This window comes from Bradyrhizobium campsiandrae (assembly GCF_014529705.1).
GTDB classification, from domain to species: Bacteria; Pseudomonadota; Alphaproteobacteria; order Rhizobiales; family Xanthobacteraceae; genus Bradyrhizobium; species Bradyrhizobium campsiandrae.
On the sequence record NZ_JAANIH010000002.1, the window covers coordinates 53769 to 76578 of the forward strand.

A 22810-nucleotide genomic window follows, 5' to 3' on the forward strand; every position below is an offset into this window, starting at 1 on the left:
CCCGTTTGACCCCGACCGTTTGATGTTGCTCCAGATCGCATTGCGCAAGAAGGCCTCGGCGCTGACCGCTCTCGTCACGGCGGCGGCGATGGTGATGGCGCCGTTCTCGGCGGCGCGAGCCCAGGACGGCGGCAAGGGTCCGCCGATCCTGCGCGATACCGAAACCGAGCAGCTGCTGCGCGAATACACGCGCCCGATCCTGCGCGTTGCCGGTCTGGAGAAGCAGAATATCCAGATGGTGATCATCAACGACAGCTCGTTCAACGCGTTCGTCGCCGATGGTCGCCGCATCTTCGTCAATTACGGTGCGATCCTGCAGTCCGAGACGCCGAACCAGCTGATCGGCGTGCTGGCGCACGAGACCGGGCATCTGGCCGGCGGCCATTTGTCCAAGCTGCGCGAGCAGCTCGCCAATGCCCAGACCCAGATGATCATCGCCATGCTGCTCGGCGCCGGCGCCCTCGCCGTCGGCGCCAGTCGCGGCTCCAGCAGCACCAATAACGGCCTTGCCAATGCCGGTGCGGCCGCGATCAGCGGACCGCAGGAGATGATTCGCCGCACGCTGCTCTCCTACCAGCGCCAGCAGGAAGAGAACGCAGACCGCGCCGGCGTGAAATTCCTGACCGCGACCCAGCAGTCGCCGCGGGGCATGTACGAGACCTTCAAGCGCTTCACCAGCGAGAGCCTGTTCGCGGCGCGCGGCGCCGATCCCTATCTGCAGTCACACCCGATGCCCGCCGAGCGCGTCGCCGCGCTGCAGGAATTCGCCAGCACCAGCCCCTATTGGGACAAGAAGGACGATCCCGCGCTCCAGCTTCGCCACGACATGGTGCGCGCCAAGATCTCGGCCTTCATGGAGCGGCCGGAGCTGGTGTACCGCCGCTATCCCCTGACCAATGACAGCATGCCGGCGCGCTATGCCCGCGCCATCAGCACCTATCTGCACGGCGATTTGCGCAGCGCGCTCGCCCAGATCGACGCGCTGATCGCGGTCCAGCCCAATAACCCGTACTTCTACGAGGTCCGTGGTCAGGCCCTGCTGGAGAGCGGCAAGCCGGCCGAGGCGATCGCGCCCCTGCGCAAGGCTGTCGCCCTCTCAAACAATTCAGCCCTCATGGAGATGTTACTTGGGCAAGCTCTGGTTGGAACCGATAATAAGGCCTACACCGACGACGCCGTCAGGATTCTCCGTGCCGCAGTGGCACGCGAGCCAGAGGCGCCGATCGGCTACACCCAGCTCGCGATGGCCTATGGCCGGAAGGGCGACTATGCCGAGGCGGATCTCGCCTCCGCCCAGGCCGCGTATTTGCGCGGCGACAACAAGACCGCGCGCGAGCTCGCCACGCGCGCGAAAACCCGTTTCGCCGTCGGCACGCCCGGATGGGTCAAGGCCGACGATATCGTGGCGTCCAAACCGCCGCGCAACTAGACAACTAGCCCTTCGCCTGCTGACGACATCCGCCACTTTGACGTCACGACACCAATCTAAGTCCGCCGGGACGTTTTTTGAAACCTGCTCTGGATAAGAGGATTTGCCAATGCCTTCGCTGCGCCTGCTAGCTCCCGCGCTGTTTGCGCTCGCCATATTTGGCGCAACGGGACCGGCTTCGGCCGACAGCTTCTCGGATGCCCAGCGCACCGACATCGAGGCGATCATCAAGAATTACCTCGTCAGCCACCCCGAGGTGCTCGAGGAGGCCATGACCGAGCTCAGCAAGCGTCAAGCCGACGCCGAAACGAAGAAGCACGAGGCCAGCATCGCGCAGAACTCGGATGCGATCTTCAATTCGCCGCGCCAGGTCGTGCTCGGCAACAAGGACGGTGACGTCACCTTCGTCGAGTTCTTCGACTACAATTGCGGCTACTGCAAGCGCGCGATGAGCGACATGCTCGATCTGATGAAATCCGACTCCAAGCTGAAGGTCGTGCTGAAGGAATTTCCGGTGCTGAGCCAGGGCTCGGTCGAGGCCGCCCAGGTCGCGGTCGCCGTGCGCATGCAGGATCCCTCCGGCAAGAAATATCTCGACTTCCATCAGAAGCTGCTGGGCGGTCGTGGCGCGGCCGACAAGGCGCGCGCGCTGCAGGCGGCCAAGGAAGCCGGCCTCGACGTCGCCAAAATCGAGAAGGACATCGCAAGCCCCGAAGTGCGCGCCACCATCGAGGAGAACTTCAAGCTGGCTGAAGCGATGGGCATGAACGGCACGCCGAGCTACGTGATCGGCAAGCAGATCGTCGTCGGCGCCGTTGGCCTCGATGGCCTCAAGGAAAAGATCGGCGTCGCCCGCTGCGGCAAGGCGACCTGCTGACTAGGCGGCTTGTCGATCCGACGTTTGCAATGACGCACGCAACGAGGCCGGCTTGAACAGCCGGCCTTTTTCGTTGGCCGAAGCTGGCGGGAATGCGACGCGCGTGTTCATCGCGCGTTTAGGAAACAAATGCCGGGGAACATCAGATGTTCCGGAACAACTCAAATCTCCTTTCGTTGGTGGCGCGGGCAATGACGCGAAGAAACACGTGAGGAGAATACGATGTCGAACCGCTTTATGATCTCGGTTGCCGCACTCGCGCTGGTGGCGGGCACCGGTCTGGCGAACGCACAGGGCACCATGAACCGCGACAGCGGCGGCGCCGGCGCGCAGCCGACCCAGCACGCACAGCCGTCTGGCGGCGCCGAACACGGCACCATGGGCAAGGACTCCGCAAACCCGCAGAAGGGCACCGTGGGCCAGGCTGGCGGCTCCAGCACCATGAAGTCAGGCGCAGCGGCTGAGGAGAAATCGTCCGGCGCGGCGAAGGACGAGCGTCCGGGCGCAATGAACAAGAACGCGGCCGAGGAGAAGGGCGGCGTTGCCAAGGGCCACGAGGAGCGTGCTCAGGGCCAGATGGACAAGTCCCAGCAGGACAAGTCCAAGAGCATGAGCCAGGACACCACCAAGTCCGGCGCCAAGGACCAGAAGGACATGAAGGCTGAGGGCAGCAAGAGCGGCACCTCGACCAACAATGCCGAGAACCAGAAGGGCACCGAGACGCGCACCAACCAGAATGCGCAGGGTCAGAGCAGTACCAACACGACGGTCGGCCAGGCCGGCGCCGGCGCCAAGCTCTCGACCGAGCAGCGTACGCAGATCACCTCCGTGATCCGCGAGGAACACGTGCAGCCTGTGACCAACGTGAACTTCTCGGTCTCGGTTGGGACCCGCATTCCGCGCGAGGGCATCGAACTGCACGCCCTGCCGTCGCGGGTCGTGACGATCTACCCGGAATGGCAGACCTATCGCTACGTCCTGGTCCGCGATGAAATCGTCATCATCAATCCGGACACCTACGAGATCGTGGCGGTCCTGAACGTCTAAAGCCGGCGAACGGGGACCGCGGGGGGCGGGCAGCAATGCTCGCCCCCTTTGCGTTGAGCCGGCAGCTCATGCCTCGAACTGGTTAACAAGCAATTTCCGTAGTTTCCGCACAGATTTTTGCATCCTGGATGAGGTACCTGAAGCCCTCCCCGAGGCCGTTCAAGGCTTCCCCTCAGGCGCTTTGTTACCTATAACCCCCGCCACGCCGAAACACCTTTCCGGGACAGGAATGGCCGAACCAGCAACCGACACGATCCTCGTTCTCAACGGGCCGAACCTCAACATGTTGGGGACCCGCGAGCCCGAGAAGTACGGCCATGCGACGCTCGCCGACGTCGAGGCGCTGTGCCGGGAGACGGCGGCGACCTTCGGCCTCAAGGCCGACTGCCGGCAGTCCAATCGCGAAGGCGAGCTGATCGACTTCATCCACGAGGCGCATGCGCGCAAGATGAAGGGCATCATCATCAATGCCGGCGGCTATTCGCACACCTCGATCGCGCTGCACGACGCGCTGCTTGCGGTGCAGATCCCGACGGTCGAAGTGCACGTGACCAACATCCACGCCCGCGAGAGTTTCCGTCACCACTCCTACACCGCGCGCGCGGCATTCGCCTCGCTCTGCGGTTTTGGCATCGAGGGCTACCGCCTCGCCACCCAGGGCCTTGCTGCCAAGCTCGGCATCAAGCCCAAAGCCTGACGCCCCTCTTCACCCAGAACATTCGGATCAAAGAACATGGCGCGCCAGCCAGACGACAAAGCAGCCGCAAAGTTTTCCAGCGATGATTCCGCGCTCGTCCGCGAGCTCGCTTTGCTGCTCGATGAGACCAGCCTCACCGAAATCGAGATCGAGCGCGCCGGCCTGCGCCTGCGCGTCGCCCGCAATATCAGCGTCGCCGCGACCATGCCGATGCCGGTGGCTGCCGCGGCTCCCGCGCTCGTCGCGGCGCCTGCCGCTCCCGCGGCTGCCGCAGTTGCGGACGTCGCCAAGCATCCGGGCGCGGTGACCTCGCCGATGGTCGGCACGGCCTATTGGGCACCTGAGCCCGGTGCCAAGCCCTTCGTCGAGGTCGGCACGAAGGTCTCGGTCGGCCAGACCCTGCTGATCATCGAAGCCATGAAGACCATGAACCAGATCCCCTCGCCGCGAGCAGGCACGGTGACGCAGATCCTGGTCGAGGACGGCCAGCCGGTCGAGTTCGGCGAGCCGCTGGTCATCATTGAATAAGCGCGAGTGGCGACTTTCGCCCGCTGAGGCACCATGTTCGACAAGATCCTCATAGCCAATCGCGGCGAGATCGCCCTTCGCATCCTGCGCGCCTGCAAGGAGCTCGGCATCGCGACCGTTGCCGTACACTCCACCGCCGACGCCGACGCCATGCATGTGCGTCTGTCGGACGAGAGCGTCTGCATCGGGCCACCGCCGTCCAAGGACAGCTACCTCAACATTCCCGCATTGCTGGCAGCCTGCGAGATCACGGGGGCGGACGCCGTGCATCCCGGCTACGGCTTCCTCTCGGAGAATGCGCGCTTCGCCGAGATCCTGTCCGAGCACAATCTGCAATTCATCGGCCCGAAGGCCGAGCACATCCGCCTGATGGGCGACAAGATCGAGGCGAAGAAGACCGCCAAGAGGCTCGGCATTCCCGTGGTGCCCGGCTCGGACGGTGCAGTCGGTCCCAACGACGACGCGATGGCGATCGCCAGGAAGATCGGCTTTCCCGTGCTGGTGAAGGCGGCAGCCGGCGGCGGTGGCCGCGGCATGAAGGTCGCGCAGAGCGAGGCGGATCTTCAGATTGCGCTATCGACCGCGGCGAACGAGGCGAAATCCGCCTTCGGCGACGCCTCGGTCTACCTCGAAAAATACCTCCAGAAGCCGCGCCATATCGAGATCCAGATCCTCGGCGACGGCCGCGGCGGCGCGATCCATCTCGGCGAGCGCGACTGCTCGCTGCAGCGCCGTCACCAGAAGGTCTGGGAGGAAGGCCCCTCGCCCGTGCTGACTGCGGCGGCGCGCGCCAAGATTGGCGAGACCTGCGCCAAGGCGATGCGCGAGATGAAGTATCTCGGCGTCGGCACCATCGAATTCCTCTACGAGGACGGCGCGTTCTACTTCATCGAGATGAACACGCGCATCCAGGTCGAACATCCCGTCACCGAGAGCATCACCGACATCGACCTCGTGCTGGAGCAGATCCGCATCGCCGCCGGCGGCGACTTGCCGGCCAGGCAGAGCGATATCCAGATCATCGGCCACGCCATCGAGTGCCGCATCAACGCGGAAAATCCGCAGACCTTCCGGCCCTCGCCGGGCCGCATCCAGCAATACCACCCGCCCGGCGGGCTCGGCGTGCGCATCGATTCGGCGGTCTATCAGGGCTATCAGATCCCCCCTTATTACGATTCGCTCGTGGGCAAGCTAATCGTCCACGGCAAGACCCGCGCCGAATGCCTGATGCGGCTGCGCCGCGCCCTGGACGAGATGGTGGTCGAGGGCATCGAAACCACCCTGCCGCTGTTCCGCGATCTGGTGCGCCAGGACGACATCATCAACGGCGACTACCACATCCACTGGCTGGAGCAGTATCTGGCCGGCAAAGCGGAACCATCAGGTAAATAATCATCGCCTCCCGGGAACCCGTTGGCCCCGATCGCGTTTTGCACGGTGGGCCAGTTCCAAGGGGGCGTTTTGATTTTCAGACATGATCGAGCGAGATCGTCGTGACCGCCGAAGGGCAGCGACGTCGCGCATTTTGGCAGATCCTGCTGTTTGCAGCGGGACTTCTGGTGCTGACCGCGATCAGCGCCGGTTCCGTCTATCTCGTCAACAGGGCGCGTGACGACAATAAATGGGTGGTTCACACCATTGAGGTGGAGAACCAGCTCAATACGCTGCTGCTGGAGTTGCGGCGGGCGGAGAGCGCTGCCCGCGGCTATCTCCTGACGCAGGGCGAGAGCTTCAAGGCCGACCACGAAAAGGCTGCCGCTGCAATCGTACCCGCGCTGGACCGGATCACGCGCCTGACCGCTGACAACCCCGCCCAACGCGAGGGCATCGAGAAGCTCAGCGCAGCCATCGAGACCCGGCTTGGCCAGTTTTCGCAGGAGATGGAGTTCGCCCGGCAGGGCCAGTTCGACAAGGCCGCGGCGCTGGTGCGCGAGGCCGCATCTACCAATACCACCTCCACGATCGGCCGGGAGGCAAACGCAATGATCCAGGAGGAGGAACGGCTATTCCGGCTTCGCTCGGTCAATGCGGACCGAAGCCAGACATTCGCAGCATCCATGACCGGCATTGGCTCGGGCCTCGTGGTGGTGCTAGCCCTGATCTCGACTTGGCTGGTGCGGCGCTCGGCACAGGCACGTGACGACGCCGAGGCGCGGCTGCGCGACTCCAACCTCAACCTGGAGGCCACCATTGACGAACGCACGGCAGACCTGCGCGAAGCCAACGACGAGATCCAGCGCTTCGCCTATATCGTCAGCCATGACCTGCGCTCGCCGCTGGTCAACATCATGGGCTTCACCAGCGAGCTCGAGGAATTGGGCAAGGACATCTTTCGACGGATCGGAGGCCTCACAAATGTGCCGGCGGGCGGCCCGCCGGTCGAGGTCGCGGATATTCCGCTCGCGGGCCCCGACAGGCAGATGTCGGTGGATTTTGCCGAGGCGCTGGGCTTCATCAAATCCTCGATCGCCCGGATGGACCGGCTGATCTCGGCAATCCTGAACCTCACCCGCGAGGGCCGACGCGAGTTCCAGCCGGAGAAGATCGACACCCGCGCCTTTGTCGAGGCCATCGTGTCGACGCTGGCGCATCAGGCGGTCGAGGCGCAGGCCGAGATCCACATCGAGCCGCTGCCCGCTATCGTCAGCGACCGCCTTGCACTGGAGCAGATCTTCTCCAATCTGATCGATAACGCGATCAAATACCTTAAGAGCGGGGTCCCCGGCGAAATCAGAATTCGCGGACGCACCAAGCTCGGCTATGCCATCTTCGAAATCAACGACAACGGCCGCGGCATCGACCCGAGGGATCATCAGCGGATTTTCGAGCTGTTCCGCCGTGCGGGAACCCAGGACAAGCCCGGCCAGGGCATCGGTCTTGCCCATGTGCGTGCACTTGTGCGCCGCCTCGGCGGCACGATGTCGGTATCGTCGGAACTGAACGCGGGCAGCACCTTCACGGTCACCCTGCCCATCGCATGGAACGCCACCAACCGGAACGCCGATAAATGACCCAGCCTGTCAGCATCATCATGATCGAGGACGACGAAGGGCACGCCCGGCTGATCGAGCGCAACATCCGCCGCTCCGGCGTGAACAACGAGATCATCTCCTTCGGCAACGGCACGGAGGCGATGAAGCATCTGTTCGGCCCCGACGGCAGTGGTCTCAGCCAAAAGGGCAACGCGCTCCTGATCCTGCTCGACCTCAACTTGCCCGACATGAGCGGGATCGATATCCTCAGGCAGATCAAGGAGAACAAATATCTCAAGGCCTCGCCTGTGGTGGTGCTGACCACGACCGACGACAGCCAGGAGATCAAGCGCTGCTACGAGCTCGGCTGCAATGTCTACATCACCAAGCCCGTCAACTACGAGAATTTCGCCAATGCCATCCGGCAGCTGGGCCTGTTCTTCTCGGTCATCCAGGTCCCGCCTGCCGCCTCATGAACCAGCGCACACCGACATTGCTCTACATCGATGACGACGAGGCGCTGGCGCACCTGGTCGATCGCGGCCTGACGCGGCGCGGCTACAAGGTCATCCATGCCGCGAGCGGCGAGGAAGGCCTCGAGCGCATCCGCAGTGCCGCCAGTCAGGGCTGCATCGATGTCGTGGCGCTCGATCAGTACATGCCGGGCCTCGACGGGCTCGAGACGCTCGAGCAGATCATGGCGATTCCGGATGCTCCGCCGGTGGTGTTCGTCACCGCCTCGCAGGATTCCAGCATCGCGGTCACCGCGCTCAAGGCCGGCGCGGCCGACTACCTGGTCAAGGACGTCAAGGGCGACTTCATCCCGCTGCTGCATGTCGCCGCCGAAGGCGCACTGCGCCAGGCCGAATTGCAGCGAGCGCGCGAGGAGGCCGAGGCCGAGATCCATGCCTCGCGCGACCGCTACGCCGCGCTTGCCGCCGAACGCGAGCTCTTGCTGCGCGAAGTCAATCACCGCGTCGGCAATTCGCTCCAGATCATTGCTTCGCTCTTGCACCTGCAGGCGAGCTCCGCCGCCCAGGACGAGGTCAAGGCGGCGCTGACCAACGCGATGGGCCGCGTCGCGGCCGTCGCCCAGGTGCACCGCCGTCTCTACACCTCGCAGGATCTGAAGAGCGTGGTGCTCAACCAATATCTGGATTCCCTGCTCGAGGATCTTCGTCGCTCCGCCGAAGGCAACCGGATGTCGCGCCTGACAGTGAAAGCCGAGCCGATCGAGATCGACCCGGATCGCGCGGTCGCCGTCGGCATCATCGTCAACGAGCTGGTGATGAACGCGGTGAAATACGCCTATCCCGATGGTGCCGGCCCGATTCACGTCGAGCTGATCTCGAATGGGGACGATCTGCTGCTGTCGATCACCGACAACGGCGTCGGCGACAACGTCAAGGCCGATCCGCGCTCAACGGGCATGGGCCAGCGTATCGTTGCGGCCATGGCCTCCAAGCTCGACGCCACCGTCGAGCGCGATCCCGCCCATTCCGGAACCCGCATCATCCTTCGGTTCCGCAGCACCCCCGCCGCATCAGGCAAGGCGAGCAGCGCTGCGGCGGGTTGATCCCCATCCTTGAAATTGCCCCCATCGCACGCGCATCGCGATCCTGCTATGATCGGACGCTATGACTTCGCGCGACTCCGCCTCGTCTGAAATCACCCCGGCCGTGCTGCTGCGCGCCTATGCCTGCGGCATCTTTCCGATGGCCGAGAGCGCTGACGACCCGACCCTGTTCTGGGTTGAGCCGGAGATGCGCGGCGTGATTCCGCTCGACGGCTTTCGCGTCGCCTCGCGGCTGGCGCGCACGGTGCGTTCGGATGTGTTTCGCGTCACGGTCAACGCCGCGTTCAAGGCCACCATCGCCGGCTGCGCTGCGCCGCAGCCCGGGCGTGAGGACACCTGGATCAACAAGCGCATCCGCGACCTCTATGGCGGCCTCTACGAGCTCGGCCATTGCCACAGCGTCGAGGCCTGGCAGGGCGACGAGCTCGTTGGCGGTCTTTACGGCGTAAGCCTGGGCCGCGCGTTCTTCGGCGAGAGCATGTTCCACACCGCGCGTGACGCCTCCAAGGTCGCGCTGGTGCATCTGGTCGCGCGGCTGATTCATGGCGGCTTCGAGCTGCTCGACACCCAATACGTCACCGAGCATTTGAAGAGCTTTGGCGCGGCCGAGATCTCGCGGCGGCGCTACACCGCGCTGCTCGACAAGGCCCTCGCGGGTGAGCCCGGCGATTTCCTGCGACTGTCCTCGGGCGAGGCGATCCCGGGGGCGCGCGCACTCGAGATCATCGCCTCACGGCAATAGATCAGGGCTTAACGGCTGCCAAACCCGGGAATACCGAACAGGCCCGGCCGCTGCTCCGGCGGCGGAGGTGGCGGCGGGGCCGCTTGCGGTGGGGGCGGCAGAGGCTGCGGCGGGCGCTGCTGCACGGCCTGCTTGGGTGCCGCCTTCTTCTGCGCCGGCGGCGGTGGTGGCGGCGCGGGCTTGGTCGCGGGATCCGGTGCGGCGGTCGCGATGGTCTGTTGCGGCTCTTTGCAGTCGGTGAGCCAGATGTCGTAGATCGGGTGCTCGACGCCGTGCAGGCCGGGGCTTGCGGCATACATCCAGCCGGAGAAGATCCGCTTCACCTCGCCCTGCAAGGTGATCTCGTCGACCTCGACGAAGGCATCGGTGTTGGCGGCTTCCGTGGCGGGCCGCGTATAGCAGGCGTCGGTCTTCACACGCAGTGCGCCGAACTGCACGGTCTCGCCGATATCCTCGTCGAAATTGATGATGCGCCCGGTGATCTTGTCGAGGCCCGAGAAGGTCGCCTTCTTGTTCACGATCTTCTGGGCCGGCGGCTCGGTCACAACCTCGTCGCCCGGCTGCAGGCTCGCCGGAGCCTGGGGGACGGCGCCCTGCTGTGGGGCACCCTTCTGCTGCGGCTGGCGCTGGCCCGGCGTAGCTCCCGGCTGGGCAGGTCCACCTGGGGGCGCCACTGCGACAGCCGGTGGCTGGTTCGGCGGCGCGACGGTGCTGCCCGGCGGGGGTGCCAACGGCTGGCTCTCGACCGGGCCGGGCATCACGTTACCTTGCCGGCCCGGTGGCGGCATCGGGCGCGACGGCAGCACACGCCCCTGCGGCGGCAACTCGGGGACCTCTTCGTCGTCGTCGGGGGTCGGCATCGGTTGTGGCTGCCCGCCACGCGGAATCGTCCCCGGCGGCCGCAGCGGCGGCGGATCGGAGAAGATCGTGCCGATCTGCGCCTGCGCCGGCGTTGCCCCCGTCAACACGGTGGCGGCCAGCAGTGCCGCAAGGCCTGTCAGGGTAAAGGTTTTGAACATCTCGCGCGGCTTCAACAGCGAATCGGGCTTGTTGGACATTCTACAGGGGATACCGCCGCTCGCAGGCCCTCGGGTTAACACGGCGAATACGGCGGGGAAAGGGCGGCATTCCTGCCCTGCCCCACCGCCGGCTGGCCAGACCAGTCCCGGATGGGATAGTCCAAGCGCTCCTCCCCAGGGACCGACGGGCCTTGTCCCCGAGCACGGCCCCAAACGATCGCCACCGGGCTGACAGCGCTCTCATCCGCATGCCGTCCCTTCTCCAGACCGTCTTCGCCCTTCCCCTCCGCGGCCTGACCTGGCTCGGCAGCCACGGCACGCGTGCGGTTGCCGCCATCGTCTTCATCGCGGCCGCCGTGCCGCCGCTCGGCACGCTGCTGCGTCCCTACGTCACCGAGGCGATCCTGGTTCTGCTCTGTATCTCCTTCATGCGGGTCGATCTCGTGGCGCTATCAGGCCATCTGCGCCGGCCGGCGCTGGTGGCGACCGCCACCGCCTGGACCACGATCGGCGTGCCTGTCATCGTCGGGCTGATCGCGCATGCGACCGGACTCGCCGATCGCGTGCCCGGCCTGTCGCTGGCGCTGATGCTGCAAAGCATGGCCTCGCCGATGATGGCCTCACCGGCACTCGCCGCGCTGATGGGCCTCGATGCGACGCTGGTGCTGGTCACGCTGGTGACCGCAACCGCGATCGTGCCTTTCACCGCATCGCTGTTTGCGAGCCTGTTTCTCGGCGGCATGCTGAGCATCTCGCCGCTTGCGCTCGGACTAAAGCTGCTCGGCATCCTCGCAGCGTCGCTGCTGGCCGCAACGACCACGCGCTGGCTGTTCGGAACTGACGCGATCCAGCGCCACAAGCAGCCGATCGACGGCTTCAACATCATCATTCTCTTCATTTTCGCATCCGCGGTCATGGGCGATGTCGTCAGCGATCTGGTGGCGCGACCGCTCTTCACCGTCGGCCTCGCAGCCCTGTCCTTCGCGATCTATTTCTCGCTGCTCGCGGTGACGACCCTGCTGTTCCGCCGCATCGGCACTGAGCGCGCGCTGGCGCTCGGGCTGATGGTGTCACAGCGCAATCTCGGCCTGATGCTGGCCGCGACATCAGGCGCGCTGCCGGCCACGACCTGGCTCTATTTCGCGATGACGCAGTTCCCGATCCACCTGTCGCCGTACATGCTGACACCGGTCGCGAGGCGGCTGACGGCGCGGGCGGATAGATCCAGCACGGCGGCCGCGGGCGGAAAGCTGGAACCGTAGATAGCGGTTCGCTGCCGGATTTCGTCCCCTACCCCGCGCGCGCCGCGCGGCGCAACGCTTGCGGTGGCTGACCAAACGCGCGGATGAAGGCGCGGCGCATGCGCTCGGGATCGCCGAAGCCTGTGGTCTCGGCGACGCGCTCGATCGCCTCGCGTGAGGACTGCACGCGCTCGCGGGCGACCTCGATCCGCAGCCGCTCGATCGCTTTCGACGGCGTCGTGCCGGTCTCTGCGGCAAAGGCGCGGGCGAAATGCCGCGCGCTCATGCCGGCGCGGTCGGCAAGGTCTTCAACCGTCAACCTCGTGTCGAGATTTTCGCGCGCCCAGGACAGCAGCCCACCGAAGCGGCCGTTCGGCGTCTTCAATTCCAGCAGCGAGGAGAACTGCGACTGGCCGCCGCTGCGGCGATGGTAGAGCACGAGTTGCCGCGCCGTCGTTTGCGCGATCTCCTCGCCATGGTCCTCGGTCACCATCGCGAGCGCGAGATCGATGCCGGCGCTGATGCCCGCCGACGTCCACACATTGCCGTCACGGGTGAAGATCTGATCCGGCTCGAACTTCACCTTGGGATAGCGCGCGACGAATTCGCGGGTGCGGCCCCAATGCGTGGTGGCGCGACGACCGTCGAGCAGGCCCGCCTCCGCGAGCACATAGGCGCCCGAGCAGACGCTGGCGATCCGCACGCCGCGCCTGGCCAGCCGCTGCACGAAGGCAAGCGTCGTAGGACAACGCGCCGAAGCTGCCACGCCCGCACCGCCCGCCACGACCAGCGTCGTGATCGCGTTCGCCGCTTTGAAATCGCGCGCCATCATCTCGACGCCGGACGACGAGCGCACGGCGCCGGCGGTCAGTGCCAGTACCCGCAACGCGAGCGGCTTGCCGCTGGCGCGCGCGGCAATCTCGAATACCGAGATTGGACCTGCCGCATCGAGCAATTGGAAATCCGGGAAGATCAGGATGCCGATCATGGTCATGTCCGAAAGCGAGGGAAATATGCCATTTTGGACAGGATGGCATCATGCCAGTCTGCGCCCGTCAAGCTCTTCATCGGAGGTTCTCATGTCGGCACCGCTCCAGATCGGACTTCTGGTGTTTCCGCGCGTCACCCAGCTCGACTTCACTGGTCCCTTGCAGGTGTTTTCATCCGTCCCCGGCGCCACCGTGCACCTGATCTGGAAGACGCTGGATCCGGTTCCGAGCGATTCCGTGCTGATGCTGACGCCGACCGTGACGTTCGCCGACTGTCCGCAACTGGATGTGATCTGTATTCCCGGCGGCTTCGGCACCGATGCGCTCCTCAACGACGAGGAAACGCTAGACTTCGTCCGCAAGCAGGCTTCCAGAGCCAAATTCGTCACATCGGTCTGCACGGGATCGCTGGTGCTGGGCGCGGCCGGCTTATTGAAGGGCTACAAGGCCGCAACCCATTGGAGCGCGATGGAGATGCTCGCACTGTTCGGTGCGACGCCCACGAAGACACGCGTCTGCATCGACCGCGACCGCATCACCGGCGGCGGCGTCACCGCCGGAATCGATTTCGCCCTCACGCTGGTGTCGCTGCTGGTCGACCGCACCACCGCGGAGGCCATTCAGCTCCGCCTCGAATACAATCCCGCGCCGCCCTTCAATGCGGGCTCGCCGGATACGGCGCCAGCCGAGGTGCTCGCGCTGATGAAGGAGCGTGTCGCACCATTCCAGGCGCGGCGCCTCGATGCCGCCAGGCGGGCGGCAGCAAGGATGACGTAGTGTGAGGATCAGACCGCTCTTGTGCCCCGGACGCGCCGCAACGCTTCACGCGTTGCAGCTTGTCCGGGACACGCACCGCTCCTCCAAAGAAAAAGGCCGCTCGGTTTCCCGAGCGGCCCTTCCTGTCTCACGGCGGCGCACATTCTCATCGGGCGATGTCGGAGCTTCCGGACCGGGGGCCTATCTCCCGATCGAGTCCTTCCTCGGCGGCCGCTGCATCTCGGGTCAGTCGCGAACTGTTGCCCGAACCGAACGCGATGGTCTCCCATCTCCGTAAGATGGGTTCATTGAGCCGCATCGCTCGATCAGGTGCAACGGCCCGGCCGCCGGCATCCCCGCTGATCCCGTTGTCCACAGCGAAGTCATCAGGATGCGTGTGCATCCACTCCAGCGAGGCGGAGAAGCCGTCGCTCTAGCCAGGGGTCCAGGGCTGGTAGTCGCCGGTCGCCTTGGGCCGCCTGCCGCTGGCCAGGGTCGAGCCTGAGGGCCGATAGGCCTTCGCCGTGCCGGTGAGATTCGGCTGGTGCGGCTTTTCCCATTCGCGCGGCTGGTAGTTGAGCTCGGTCGGCGGGGTGTCGACGACGTGGTGGATCCAGCCGTGCCATTCAGGCGGAATGCGGCTCGCTTCGGCATAGCCGTTGTAGATCACCCAGCGGCGTTCGAAGCCGAGCGTGGGATCGATCTTGCCGCCGGCGGTGCGGTAGTAGCGGTTGCCCTGCTCGTCCTGGCCGACCAGCTCCCCGAACCTGGAGGTCCAGAGTTGGGTGCCAAAGGTCTGGCCGTTCCACCAGGTGAAGAGCTTCAGGAAGAATTGTTTCATGCGGCAAGGGCCCTGCTTCGTGGGGTCCTGATGCCATCCGGACGGCCAAATGTCCAGTTCGGCGGGCGCGACCGTGCCCAGCCTAAACACGATGACGACAGGCCGCTCAGGCGGCCGCAAATCGGACGTGATCCATTCATGGCGGGTACAGCGGCGACGTGGAAATCTGCCCCCATGCGCAAACCGGCGTGATCCCAGGAACTGCAACCCTTTCAAGGGATTTGCTTCCGGGAAAAGGAGTTTGAACATGAACAGTCTTAGAGTTTTGAGTGCAGCCGCAGCGCTGGCACTTGTTCTGCCGATGGCAACGCCCAGCTTCGCCCAAGGCCATGGCGGTCACGGCGGCGGTGGCGGCGGTGGCGGCGGTCATTTCGGCGGCGGTGGCGGTGCCCCCTTCGGCGGTGGCGGAGCGCATTTTGGCGGCGGCGGAGCCCGCTTCGGCGGCGGCAGCTTTGGCGGCGGCGCCCGGATCGGGGGCGGCAATTTCGCGGCCGGCGCAGCGATGCGCCCGAGCGGCGGAGCCGCTTTCAACGGCGGAAGCCGCAGCTTCGCGGCAGCCGGAGGCCAGTGGAACGGCGGCGGCAACTGGCATGGCGGCGGCGGTAACTGGCATGGCGGCTGGCATCACCACCACGGCGGCTTCTGGCCGGGCTTCGCGGTTGGTGCGGCGGTCGGCGGCCTCGGCTCCTACGCCTATTACGGCGGCCCGTATTACGGCGATTCCTACTACGACGACAGCTACTATGACGACGGCGTGTCCGTCGCCGCAGTGCCCGACGGTGGCGGCGATTCGTCGGCCTATTGCGCCCAGCGCTACCAGTCCTACGATCCGGCTTCCGGCACCTATCTCGGCTACGATGGCCTGCGCCATCCCTGCCCGTAGTACGGCCTGAACATCTCGTTCACGGGCGGCGCTGATGGCGCCGCCCTCGCGTTTCAAGATGTGGTCGTCAAATCAGGAACCCTCGAACAAGGCGGCCAGAACGACCACCTCGGCCCGCGCAGGAACGGCGCGCCGGTCGTCGACACGATCATCTTCTTCGCCCAGTTGGTCGCGGCGATTTAATTCAATCTGTCATTGAGTTTCGACGAGATGCGCGATCGCAGACGCCGCGCCGCCGCCATCGATGCTCGAAACCCGCAGGGGCGCTATGCATTGCGCCGTGCATATCTTTCCCGGCCCAATCCAAAATTGACCCGGCGCACGATTCGCCTATATCACGAGACACTGTGGGGACTTCGATCTGCTGGGAAATGTCATGCCGCGCATCCTCGTGGTAGACGACGATCCGATGGTTGGCGCGACCATCGAAGTCCTTCTCCTGCGTCAGGGCTTCGACGTCACGTTGACCGACGGCGGCGAAACCGGGCTCGCTGCGCTGGAAGCGCAGACGTTTGACGTGATGCTGGTTGATATCTTCATGCCGCATATGCGCGGTTTTGAATCCATCCGCATCTTTCACGAGCGCGCGCCCGCGGTTCCCCTGATCGCGATGTCGGGTTACGCCTTCGCCTCATCCGCCTCGCCCTCTCCAGACTTTCTCCGCATGGCACTGGAGCTCGGTGCGACGCGCTGCCTGCGCAAGCCGTTCACGCCCGAGACGCTGCTGACCACCGTCCGGGAATGCCTCGCTGGTTCCGGCGAGAGCGCAGAGAAGGACAAGAAAGAGGCCCCTTGATCCCCTCGCAGCGCGTCATTCTCGGTGCTGGACTTGCAATCCTCTTGATCATCACCGCCGCCTCGATCGGCCTTGACGTCAAGTCGCGGTCGGATACGGCCTGGGTCAATCACACGGTCGAAGTGCTGAAGAAGATCTCGGATCTGCGCGTTTTGATGCGTCGCGCCGAGAGCGCGGCTCGCGGCTTCGAACTGTATCGCACCCCGGCCTTCACCGACGAGTTCCAGGCGGCACGCCGCGAGCTCGCGCCCGCGCTGGCCGACCTCAGGAAGGCCGTCCGCGACAATCCCGAGCAGATCGCACTCATGGAGGGCACCGAACCGCTGGCGCTGCGCCGGATCGAGATTGCAGCCGAGGCGATGCGGCTGCGCGCTGACAACGACCCGGCCGGCATCACCGCGCTCCAGGGCAAGGCCGAGGGCCGCGGCCTCATGGACACGGTCATGGTCAATCTGGATCGCCTGGCCGGCGAAGAGCAGAGGCTGCTGAATGCGCGGACATCGGACTCGCGCCGGACCGGCATCGTGCTGCTCGGTATCGACGTGATCGGCGCCCTGGTGATCCTGCTGCTCGTCGTAATGCTGATGCGCGAAAGCCAGCGCACTCAGGTCGCGCTCACGAGCTCGCTGCATGAGACCCAGGCCGCCAAGGAAGCCCTCGAGGCCGCCGTTGCCGAACGGACCGAGCACCTCGTCGCTGCCCATGACGAGCTGCGCCTGTCGATCAACGTGCTCCAGAGCACCTTTCGCAGTATGGCGGAAGCGGTGCTGGTGATCGACGGCGAAGGCAACGTGCTGCTGTCCAATCCGGCCGCGGAACGCATGCTGTTGCACCGCGCCGGCATGAACCTGCGCAATCTGGGCGCGCTGTCCGACGTCTTCCACGGCGACGGTGTCACGCCGCTCAAGGCCGCCGAACTGCCATCGGTGCGGGTGCTGCGCGGCGACCAGTTCGAAGAGCTGGAGATGATCGTCCGCCCCCACAGCGGCAACAATATACGCCACCTGATGGTCAGCGGCCGGCCGATGCGCGACGGGCAAGGCAACATCTCCGGCGCCGTGCTGGTCTATCACGACGCGACCGCCTCGCGCGAAACCGAGCGGCAGCTGCAGCAGTCGCAGAAGCTGGACGCGATCGGCAAGCTGACCGGCGGCGTCGCGCACGACTTCAACAACATGCTGACCGTGATATCGGGCAATACCGAGACGCTGGTGGCGAGCCTGAAGGGGCAGCCCGAGCTGCAGCGCACCGCGCGCCTGATCGACGATGCCGCCGAGCGCTGCGCGGAACTCATTCAGCACCTGCTGGCTTTCGCGCGAAAACAGCCGCTGCAGCCGCACGACGTCGAGATCAACGCGGCCATTGTCGACCTCGCCAAGCTGCTGCGGCCGACCCTCGGCGAGCAGATCCAGATCGAGACGGTGCTGGAACAGGGGCCGATGACGGCGCATATCGATCCGTCGCGCCTCGCCAATGCCGTGCTCAACATGGCGATCAACGCGCGCGATGCCATGCCGAACGGCGGCAAGCTGCTGCTCGAAACCCACCGGGTCGTGCTGGACGAGACCTACGCGCAGGCCAACGTCGACGTGCGGCCCGGCCCTTACGTGATGCTCGCCGTCAGCGACACCGGGACCGGCATGGTGCAGAGCGTGCAGGACAAGGCATTCGAGCCGTTCTTCACCACCAAGGAAGTCGGCAAAGGCTCGGGCCTCGGCCTCTCCATGGTCTACGGCTTCGTCAAGCAGTCCGGCGGCCACATCAAGATCTACAGCGAGGAAGGCCACGGCACCACGATCAAGCTCTATCTGCCGCCGGGCCAGGGCACGGCGGAAGCGTCCGCCGTGATCACGCCGCAGGTGGAAGGCGGCGCCGAGACCATCTTTGTCGTCGAGGACGACAATCTGGTGCGCAACTTCGTCACCGCGCAGCTCCAGAGCCTCGGCTACAAGACCGTCGCCGCCGCCGACAGCAAGGCGGCGCTGCAGCTGATCGATGCCGGCCAGGCCTTCGACCTGCTCTTCACCGACGTCGTCATCCCCGGCGGCATGAGCGGGCGCGAGCTCGTCGATGAGATCGCCAAGCGCCGGCCGGGCCTGAAGGTGCTCTACACCTCCGGATACACCGACAATGCCATCGTCCATCACGGCAAGCTGGATGACGGCGTGCTGCTGCTGACAAAGCCCTACCGCCGCAACCAGCTCGCCGAGATGATCCGGAAGGCGCTGGGTGGCGCGGCGGCGAGCTAGATTGGTCGCTGCGCAGCAATCACAATTGAACCCTGGATATCAAAGCTGCGAGCTCGCTCTGCCGATGTGTCCCTGTCTTGGCGAAGATGGCTTTGATCTGGTTTCGCACGGTTTCTCGCGAGACTTGGAGTTCGCGGGCAATTTCGTCGGGAGATGCGCCGGTCGCAACCATCACGCCCACCTTTGCTTCCGCGGGAGTCAGTGAGAACGCTTCCGAAATGACATCCAGAGGCGTCCGTTGCGCCCCTTCCAAGTCTGTCAGCGTGAGGATGAACTTCGCTCCGAGAAAAGGAGTGCTTGCCGCTCTATGGACCGGCAACACCTTCAACAACACCGGTTTCTTGGTCTCACGCCTGGCAACGATCACACGCCCTGAGCGTCCTGTCATGTGGTGAAGAAGATCGCCCTCGTTTGCGGCGTCGGACGTGATGCGCTCGAGCGCTTGGCGCGCTTTTCCGTCTCGAACGACCAGGCGGGAGTTATGCACCCGCAGGTCGGAGTCGAAAACAGCATCGGCGCCCGCGTTGACTCCCAGGACGAGTCCGTTTCGATCGAGCGCCAGCGCAGGCAATTGGACCAGAAGGAGGCCGTCGAGCACGCCAGTCAGCACAGATCGTCCTACGGCAGCCGACAGATCGGCAACTTCAGTCAAAGCTTGTGCAAGTGGCGCCAGTCGAAGCATGTCGTCCCGTTCGAATGGCCCCTGGGCGGCCGTTCGTTGAAAAGCAACCAGCCAGGGCTGGCCCATGACTGGGAATCGAATCCAACCTCCCCATTTCAACTTTCCCAGCCGAAGAAAGTCGTTGAAATATGCATCCTTGCGGAACAGCTGCTGCATTTCCTCGTAACTGAACATGTCCGAGTCACAGAAGGCGGGAGCAATGGGACGCGAAGCGGTCAACAGACTTTGAACGCGAGGGACGCGTATGTCGCGCAGGTGCCAACCCTGCTGGAAATAGACCTTGGTCAAATCCTCCATCGAGGCCGTGTAGGGAACGTCCGAAGTTCGAACTCCTGCTTGCCTGAGGCTGGCCCCCTCAGCGCCGACGGCGCGACTCATCTCCTCGAGCAAACCTCTCCACCGACCGGGGTCGACAGCCGCTTCCCCCAATTCGGCATAGATCCGCGAAACCGCAGGCAACTCGACCGTTTGATGCACCATTCAATTGCCGCGAAACCTAGTCTTCATTCCCAAGCCAAGCCGCTGATTTTAGGAATCCGCCGAGTCCAGGCATCCCCCATTTGTGGTATGCTGGTGTGAACAACCTGTCTGGGGTGACGATGGTGGCCGGAGAGGCTTTGTCGATCTGCGTAAGATTTATGCAATTCGAGGAGACAGGAGCCCTATTCAAGGAAGTGGAATTGGCTCCGGACTTAAATCTGCCCCTGGCAAAGAATGCTATTGGGGGTCGAGTCTCGTGAACATTGCTCCGCCGGAAGGTCGGCTGCTCGCGGCGATCGAAGCCATTTACGAGGCGGCGCCGGATCCGTCGCAGTGGCCGCGCGCGCTGGGTGCGATTGCGGATTGCTTTGAGGATGCCGGTGCCCTGCTGCTTTGGCGCCGGGATGACGGCTCCTTCGGCACCCTGGTGTCCGAGAGGCTGGTCGAAGCGCAACGGGACTACGAAGAAGGCGGTTGGACGCGCCGCGACCTCGCGGCGCTCCGGGCCACTGAGCGCGGTTACTTTTTCAATGGGGAGCCTTTTACGACCCGGCATCTCGTGTCGAAGGAAGAGATCGCGGGCGACCCTTTCTTCGCACAGTTCAGGGCGCGGCACGGCCTTGGGCCATTTGGCTGCGTTGCCGTATCGCCCGACCCGCATGTCGGCGTGATCCTCAGCATGCAACGCCATGCCGATCAATACGACTATTCGGACGACGAACTCGAAACGCTCGGCAGAATAGGCCGGCACATCGAGAGGTCGCTGCGCCTGTCGATCCGATTGCTGGATGCCGAGCTTGCCAAGATTGGGCTTGGTGAGGCGCTGGCCCGCGTCGGGATTGGCGTCTTTGGCCTGGATTCACTCGGCCGAGTCGTCTTCTCCAATCCGGCCGGAGAGCGATTGGCGGGAGATCAATTGCGGCTGGTTCACGAACGATTGCGCATCGGCACCGGCGACACTCGCGAGACGATCGATGAGGCCATCGCTCGCACGCTCCGCCGCGAGCCGCGCGAGCTGCTCGACGACCCGAAGCCAATCTTCGTTCACTCCAGCGGGGCCGAACGCAGGTTGGTCGTTTATCTGCTGCCGGTCGCGCTACGGACCAGCCTGGCCGAACAGTTTCTCACCCATACGCGCGCAATCGTCCTTGCGATCGAACAAAAACGCGATGAGCCCGCCGATCCAGCCGTCGTCCGCGACGTGCTTGGGCTGACGCTGGGGGAAGCACGGATCGCAGCCATGGTCGGATCGGGTCTTCCGCCCAAAGAAGCCGCTGACCGGCTTGGCATCACTGAGGAAACGGCTCGTACCGTACTCAAGCGCGTGTTCTTGAAGGTAGGTGTGTCCCGCCAAAGCGAATTGGCCACCTTGTTGGCGAAGCTGGTACTCCGCTGATCGCCCGACAACGCCATCCCACTTAGCTACCGCGTCGCCAGCAGCACCGCCGCAAGCGTGAAGATCAGCCCGGCGATCTGCCCTGCCCCAAGCGGCTCATGCAGCGCGATCGCGGATGCGACGACGCCGATGACCGGCACCGCCATGGTGCCGATCGCGGCGACCGAAGCCGGCAGGCGCGCCAGCGCCGCGAACCAACTGACATAGGCGATGCAGAACTGCACCACGGTCGAATAGACCAGCAGCCACCAGCCCACCGGCGTCACTCTGTCCAGATGCGAGGTCTCGACCAGCAGGCCAATGATCGAGATCGGCAGGCAGCCGATCCCGATCTGCCAGGCAGCGGCCGTGATCGGCGGCAAATGGATCGGGTACTTCTTGGAGAACACGGTGCCGACGGCAAAGCCGAACGCGCCACAGAGCGCCATGATGATCCCGGGCGCCTTCTCCGCACTGGCGGCAATGCCGTTGCCGCCCATGATCGAGGCGAGCCCGGCGAAGGCCATCACCAGCCCCAGCGTGCGCAACACCGTCGGCCGCTCCCCCAGGACGGGCCAGGCGATCAGCGAGGCCCAGACCGGCATGGTGTAGGCGATCAGCGCCGCCTCGCTCGCCGGCAACCAGAGCAGCGCCAGCCCCATCAGCACCATCCAGCCGGTGACGTTGAGCAGCGCGGCCGTCGCCAGCCGCGGCCAGACCTTGCTCGCAACCTTCAGGCTGTCGCCGCGCACCAGCGCCAGCGCGGCCAGCAGCACGGCGCCGAGCACGCCGGTGACCCCGCGCAAGGTCAGCGGTGGCAGCTCGCCGATGAGGAATTTCGTCACCGGCCAATTGAAGCCCCAGCCGATCGAGGTGATCGCGAGGAACATCAGGCCGGCCGGGGCGATACGCGGTCGCGTATCCCGGCGAGTCGAATCAAGCATGAGGGCAGTCCGGCAAATCGAGCCTCAGCTTGGCGCGGATTCGCGTGCCGGACCACCACCGCGGCGGGCATGCCTGCCCCCAGCTTCCGTACCCCTACGTGAGTCTTGCTGACGCAATCCCATTGCCTAAAAATATACCTGCCCTGTGAACAGCGGGATGAAGCATCCGTATCGTCACGGGACACAAATTTTTTCAGTTGGGATTCCCTGAGGACTCACTGATACTTGGATCCACAACAGGCGCGGGCTTTCCCCCTGTTATCCCCCGCAATCCACCATATTTAGTATTTGATTCAGGAACTCGCACTAGTTCTTGACGGGCGCTTTGGAGAGTCCTAGCTTTCGGACCGTTCGGCGCGAGTGAGTTTGCGTCCCGCCGGCACTCCCCCAAAGGGTCCGCAAAACTGCACTCCGCCAAGCCAGACGAAGGCAGCGGGATGAGGGCTTGTCTGCCCTGTGAACGCGGATTTTTCGGGCGCCAGAACGGGCCGGCAACAGGCTCGGATGGCATCGATAGACGTTGTGACAGTTGTGGGGCGTTTGAACGCATGTCGGGCTCATCCCCTTGGGGGCGGATGGATCCGGACATGCCGGCGGATGAGAGGTGCGAGCACCCGACATCCCCGGGAGAAACAGGGCCGGATTCCACCGGTCTGAACTGCGGTGCTTTGAGGCCTAAGGGCCGAG

Annotated in this window: 22 protein-coding genes; 17 read left to right on the forward strand and 5 right to left on the reverse strand. The window is 64.8% G+C overall.

The annotated features are described in order from the left end of the window. Positions 1-22: 22 nt before the first annotated feature. The 10 genes from G8O24_RS01590 (at position 23) to aat (ending at position 9868) form a co-directional block, all read left to right on the forward strand. Entirely contained in the window at positions 23-1429 is a 1407-nt protein-coding gene (locus G8O24_RS01590; RefSeq protein ID WP_188095836.1) for a M48 family metalloprotease, read from the forward strand. Between the two features lie 109 nt (positions 1430-1538). Beyond that, positions 1539-2306 carry a DsbA family protein gene (locus G8O24_RS01595; protein ID WP_188095838.1) on the forward strand — a complete coding sequence of 256 codons (768 nt, stop codon included), beginning with the start codon at positions 1539-1541 and terminating at the stop codon, positions 2304-2306. Positions 2307-2528: 222 nt separating this feature from the next. Beyond that, positions 2529-3353 carry a DUF1236 domain-containing protein gene (locus tag G8O24_RS01600; protein ID WP_188095840.1) on the forward strand — a complete coding sequence of 275 codons (825 nt, stop codon included), beginning with the start codon at positions 2529-2531 and terminating at the stop codon, positions 3351-3353. A 229-nt stretch (positions 3354-3582) separates the two neighbouring features. Beyond that, positions 3583-4050, forward strand: coding sequence for a type II 3-dehydroquinate dehydratase (aroQ, locus tag G8O24_RS01605; RefSeq protein WP_188095842.1), 468 nt, complete (start codon positions 3583-3585; stop codon positions 4048-4050). Between the two features lie 36 nt (positions 4051-4086). Continuing rightward, positions 4087-4578, forward strand: a complete 492-nt coding sequence (accB, locus tag G8O24_RS01610) for an acetyl-CoA carboxylase biotin carboxyl carrier protein (RefSeq protein WP_188095844.1) — start codon at positions 4087-4089, stop codon at positions 4576-4578. A 33-nt stretch (positions 4579-4611) separates the two neighbouring features. After that, positions 4612-5970, forward strand: coding sequence for an acetyl-CoA carboxylase biotin carboxylase subunit (gene accC, locus G8O24_RS01615; protein WP_188095846.1), 1359 nt, complete (start codon positions 4612-4614; stop codon positions 5968-5970). A 101-nt stretch (positions 5971-6071) separates the two neighbouring features. Beyond that, entirely contained in the window at positions 6072-7589 is a 1518-nt protein-coding gene (locus tag G8O24_RS01620) for a sensor histidine kinase (protein ID WP_188095848.1), read from the forward strand. Next, positions 7586-8026: a response regulator gene (locus G8O24_RS01625; RefSeq protein WP_188095850.1), complete on the forward strand. Its 441-nt coding sequence runs from the start codon at positions 7586-7588 to the stop codon at positions 8024-8026. The genes G8O24_RS01620 and G8O24_RS01625 overlap by 4 nt, the downstream gene beginning before the upstream one ends. Continuing rightward, a complete protein-coding gene (locus G8O24_RS01630; RefSeq protein ID WP_188095852.1) occupies positions 8023-9126 on the forward strand; it encodes a sensor histidine kinase in 1104 nt (367 codons plus the stop codon). Before G8O24_RS01625 ends, G8O24_RS01630 begins: the two co-directional genes overlap by 4 nt. A 61-nt stretch (positions 9127-9187) precedes the next feature. Next, entirely contained in the window at positions 9188-9868 is a 681-nt protein-coding gene (aat, locus tag G8O24_RS01635; RefSeq protein WP_188095854.1) for a leucyl/phenylalanyl-tRNA--protein transferase, read from the forward strand. A gap of 8 nt (positions 9869-9876) precedes the next feature. Here aat and G8O24_RS01640 read toward each other — a convergent pair whose 3' ends face one another. Beyond that, a complete protein-coding gene (locus G8O24_RS01640; RefSeq protein WP_188095856.1) occupies positions 9877-10926 on the reverse strand; it encodes a DUF2155 domain-containing protein in 1050 nt (349 codons plus the stop codon). A gap of 209 nt (positions 10927-11135) precedes the next feature. Here G8O24_RS01640 and G8O24_RS01645 point away from each other — a divergent pair, with 209 nt between their 5' ends. After that, on the forward strand, positions 11136-12149 hold the full coding sequence (locus G8O24_RS01645; RefSeq protein WP_188095858.1) for a Na+-dependent transporter: 1014 nt from the start codon (positions 11136-11138) through the stop codon (positions 12147-12149). A 28-nt stretch (positions 12150-12177) separates the two neighbouring features. Here the strand turns inward: G8O24_RS01645 and G8O24_RS01650 are convergent, their stop codons facing one another. Then, entirely contained in the window at positions 12178-13116 is a 939-nt protein-coding gene (locus tag G8O24_RS01650) for a GlxA family transcriptional regulator (RefSeq protein WP_188095860.1), read from the reverse strand. Between the two features lie 91 nt (positions 13117-13207). Between G8O24_RS01650 and G8O24_RS01655 the strand changes: the two genes are divergently transcribed. Beyond that, positions 13208-13894, forward strand: coding sequence for a DJ-1/PfpI family protein (locus G8O24_RS01655; RefSeq protein WP_188095862.1), 687 nt, complete (start codon positions 13208-13210; stop codon positions 13892-13894). Between the two features lie 412 nt (positions 13895-14306). Here the strand turns inward: G8O24_RS01655 and G8O24_RS01660 are convergent, their stop codons facing one another. Beyond that, positions 14307-14714 carry an NADH:ubiquinone oxidoreductase subunit NDUFA12 gene (locus G8O24_RS01660; protein WP_188095863.1) on the reverse strand — a complete coding sequence of 136 codons (408 nt, stop codon included), beginning with the start codon at positions 14712-14714 and terminating at the stop codon, positions 14307-14309. 247 nt (positions 14715-14961) lie between these two features. On the opposite strand from G8O24_RS01660, the gene G8O24_RS01665 reads away from it, so the two are divergent. The 4 genes from G8O24_RS01665 to G8O24_RS01675 all read left to right on the forward strand — a co-directional run bounded on the left by G8O24_RS01665 (position 14962) and on the right by G8O24_RS01675 (position 18642). Beyond that, complete coding sequence (locus G8O24_RS01665) at positions 14962-15597, forward strand: BA14K family protein (RefSeq protein WP_188095865.1); 636 nt, start codon at positions 14962-14964, stop codon at positions 15595-15597. A 60-nt stretch (positions 15598-15657) separates the two neighbouring features. Next, complete coding sequence (locus G8O24_RS45090; RefSeq protein WP_283815480.1) at positions 15658-15780, forward strand: hypothetical protein; 123 nt, start codon at positions 15658-15660, stop codon at positions 15778-15780. Between the two features lie 193 nt (positions 15781-15973). Then, positions 15974-16393 carry a response regulator gene (locus G8O24_RS01670; RefSeq protein WP_188095867.1) on the forward strand — a complete coding sequence of 140 codons (420 nt, stop codon included), beginning with the start codon at positions 15974-15976 and terminating at the stop codon, positions 16391-16393. After that, positions 16390-18642: a CHASE3 domain-containing protein gene (locus G8O24_RS01675; RefSeq protein WP_188095869.1), complete on the forward strand. Its 2253-nt coding sequence runs from the start codon at positions 16390-16392 to the stop codon at positions 18640-18642. The genes G8O24_RS01670 and G8O24_RS01675 overlap by 4 nt, the downstream gene beginning before the upstream one ends. A 19-nt stretch (positions 18643-18661) precedes the next feature. On the opposite strand, the gene G8O24_RS01680 is transcribed toward G8O24_RS01675, so the two are convergent. Next, positions 18662-19612, reverse strand: a complete 951-nt coding sequence (locus G8O24_RS01680) for a helix-turn-helix transcriptional regulator (protein WP_188095871.1) — start codon at positions 19610-19612, stop codon at positions 18662-18664. Positions 19613-20060: 448 nt separating this feature from the next. Between G8O24_RS01680 and G8O24_RS01685 the strand changes: the two genes are divergently transcribed. Beyond that, complete coding sequence (locus G8O24_RS01685; protein ID WP_311972271.1) at positions 20061-21200, forward strand: helix-turn-helix transcriptional regulator; 1140 nt, start codon at positions 20061-20063, stop codon at positions 21198-21200. 26 nt (positions 21201-21226) lie between these two features. On the opposite strand, the gene G8O24_RS01690 is transcribed toward G8O24_RS01685, so the two are convergent. Beyond that, positions 21227-22123, reverse strand: a complete 897-nt coding sequence (locus G8O24_RS01690) for a DMT family transporter (RefSeq protein WP_188095873.1) — start codon at positions 22121-22123, stop codon at positions 21227-21229. Positions 22124-22810: the final 687 nt, after the last annotated feature.